Here is a 2,472-nt window from a genome sequence, read left to right as displayed (position 1 = left end):
AGGAGCGTAGCGACGTGGCGATCCAGGGCTGCATGGATTGCCGCGCTTTGCTCGCAATGACAGACAAATGATCTACGGCATTGGCACTGACATCTGCGACGTGCGCCGCATCCAGGCCAGCCTGGCGCGCCACGGCGATCACTTTGCGCAAAAAATCCTCAGTGAGGCCGAACTCGCCACCTGGCGCGCGCGCAGCCAGCGCTGGCCCGAGCGCGGCGTGCGTTACCTGGCCACCCGTTTCAGCGCCAAGGAGGCCTTCAGCAAGGCCATCGGTCTGGGCATGCGTATGCCCATGACCTGGCGCCTGTGCGAGGTGGACAAGCTACCCAGCGGGCAACCGCATATCGTGTTGCACGGCGAACTCAAAACCTGGTTCGAGGCCAAGGGCCTGAGCGCCCACATCAGTGTCACCGACGAGACCGACTATGCGGCGAGCTTTTGCGTGGTCGAAGACAAAAGCGACAGTGCGTTGCCATCTTTTTCATTAGGTACATCATGACCCTGCACGCCCCCCTGATCATCGACATTGCCGGTTTGAGCTTAAACAAACAAGACAAGCGGCGCCTAAAGCACCCGCTGGTGGGCGGCATGATTTTGTTTGCCCGCAACTGGCAGAGCCGCGAGCAGCTCACGGCCTTGTGCCACAGCATTAAAAAGGTGCGCAAGGATTTACTGATTTGTGTTGACCACGAAGGCGGTCATGTGCAGCGTTTCAAGACCGACGGCTTCACCCATTTGGCGCCGATGCGCGCGCTGGGCGAGCTCTGGCTGCAAGACGGCAAGGGCGGCGAGGGCAGCGGCGCCATGCGCGCCACCCGGGCGGCTACCGCCTGTGGCTATGTGCTGGGTGCCGAGTTGCGCGCTTGCGGCGTTGACTTCAGCTTTACCCCGGTGCTTGATCTTGATTACGGTGAGAGCAGCGTGATTGGCGACCGGGCCTTTGCCCGCGACCCGCGTGTGGTGAGCCTGCTGGCCAAGAGTCTGATGCACGGGCTATTGCAAAGCGGCATGGCCAACTGCGGCAAACATTTTCCGGGGCACGGCTTTGTTGCGGCCGATTCACACACCGACATTCCGGTGGACAAGCGCAGCCTCAAGGCCATTCTGGCCGACGACGTCCAGCCCTATGCCTGGCTTGGCACGGCGCTCACCAGCGTCATGCCGGCCCATGTGATCTACCCCAAGGTCGATGCCCGGCCGGCCTGTTTTTCTGGCAAGTGGCTGGGCGACATCCTGCGCGGCCAGCTCGGCTTTACCGGCGCGGTGTTCAGTGACGACCTGTCCATGGCCGGTGCTCGCGTGCTCGACGGCCAGCCAGTCAGCCCGACCCAGGCGGCGGTGGCTGCGCTCAATGCGGGTTGCGACATGGTGCTGCTGTGCAACCAGTCAGTCGGTGAGGGTGCCGTGTTGGATGCCCTGATCAACGGCGTGACCGAAGCGCAGCTCAAGGGCCAGTGGCAACCGTTGGAGGCCAGCGAAACACGCCGTGTCGCCATGTTGCCCATTGGCCATGCCACGCCGTGGGACGAGCTGATGGTTCAGCCTGCTTACATGCAGGCGCTTGATTTGTTGCCCTGAAACATCAGGGCGAGCGGTGCAGCCGGGGTGCAGACAACTCGGCGATCATGTCTTTGGTGGCCGCGTCCACATTGGGCTGGGTCTTGAGCAGATTGGCCGCCATGAGCAGCTTGCGCAGGTCCTGCAGGTCTTTCACGGTGGGTGCCACCTTGATCTGCGCAAGGGCGGCCGCGCTGTTGCCGCCCTTGATCAAGGCGACTATTTTGGGTGCCCAAACGCTGGGACGTGACATGTGCGACTTTCTATGAATGCGGTGGGTGGCTATTTTGGCTGATCTGGTGGCCTTGTGCGGGACAATGCAAATTCTCAAATCGCTTTGATTCACATGAAAGACAAACGCCTCAGCAGTGGTCTGGTCTATAGCACCGACAGCGGCCGCATGTGCCCGCAATGCCGCCAGCCGAAAGCGCAGTGCAGCTGCCGCGCGGCCGCGGCTCGTCCGGCGGGCGACGGCATTGTGCGGGTCTCGCGCCAGACCAAAGGGCGCGCCGGCAAGGGTGTGACGCTGGTGAAAGGCCTGGCCCTGGATGGTGCCACCCTGAGCGCGTTAGGCAAGCAGCTCAAAACCGCCTGCGGCTCGGGCGGCACGGTGAAAGACGGCGTGATCGAGGTGCAAGGCGACCATGCCGAGCGTGTCATGGAACTGCTCAAGGCGCAAGGTCACAGCGTCAAGCGCGCGGGTGGCTGACATGAACCCCGAAGACCTGCAACTGTTGGTAACCCGCGCCATGCCCTTTGGCAAGTACAAGGGTCGGCTGATCGCTGATTTGCCGGGCGACTATCTGTGCTGGTTTGTGCGCGAAGGCGTGCCCAAGGGTGAGATTGGTCGCCTGCTGGCGCTGATGCACGAGATCGATCACAACGGGTTGTCGGATCTGCTCAAGCCGCTGCGTT

At 62.3% G+C, this 2,472-nt stretch carries 5 protein-coding genes; 4 read left to right on the top strand and 1 reads right to left on the bottom strand.

Annotated elements, in window-relative coordinates; genetic code table 11:
* The first annotated feature begins 67 nt into the window (after positions 1-67).
* Positions 68-499 carry a holo-ACP synthase gene (acpS, locus tag IBX54_RS14495; protein WP_296543363.1) on the top strand — a complete coding sequence of 144 codons (432 nt, stop codon included), beginning with the start codon at positions 68-70 and terminating at the stop codon, positions 497-499.
* Positions 496-1,578, top strand: a complete 1,083-nt coding sequence (gene nagZ / locus IBX54_RS14490) for a beta-N-acetylhexosaminidase (protein ID WP_296543362.1) — start codon at positions 496-498, stop codon at positions 1,576-1,578. Before acpS ends, nagZ begins: the two co-directional genes overlap by 4 nt.
* A gap of 4 nt (positions 1,579-1,582) precedes the next feature.
* Here the strand turns inward: nagZ and IBX54_RS14485 are convergent, their stop codons facing one another.
* Positions 1,583-1,810, bottom strand: a complete 228-nt coding sequence (locus IBX54_RS14485; protein ID WP_296543361.1) for a hypothetical protein — start codon at positions 1,808-1,810, stop codon at positions 1,583-1,585.
* A 93-nt stretch (positions 1,811-1,903) separates the two neighbouring features.
* Between IBX54_RS14485 and IBX54_RS14480 the strand changes: the two genes are divergently transcribed.
* A complete protein-coding gene (locus IBX54_RS14480; protein WP_296543360.1) occupies positions 1,904-2,266 on the top strand; it encodes a translation initiation factor Sui1 in 363 nt (120 codons plus the stop codon).
* A 1-nt stretch (position 2,267) separates the two neighbouring features.
* Positions 2,268-2,472: DUF3820 family protein (locus tag IBX54_RS14475; RefSeq protein ID WP_296543359.1), on the top strand; the 205-nt coding region annotated here is incomplete at its 3' end.

The sequence above is a fragment of the Rhodoferax sp. genome, assembly GCF_014859475.1.
In the GTDB taxonomy this organism is placed as follows: Bacteria; Pseudomonadota; Gammaproteobacteria; order Burkholderiales; family Burkholderiaceae_C; genus Rhodoferax.
The sequence above is the reverse complement of the archived record's forward strand: the minus strand, read 5'-3'. Positions and strand labels throughout refer to the sequence as shown.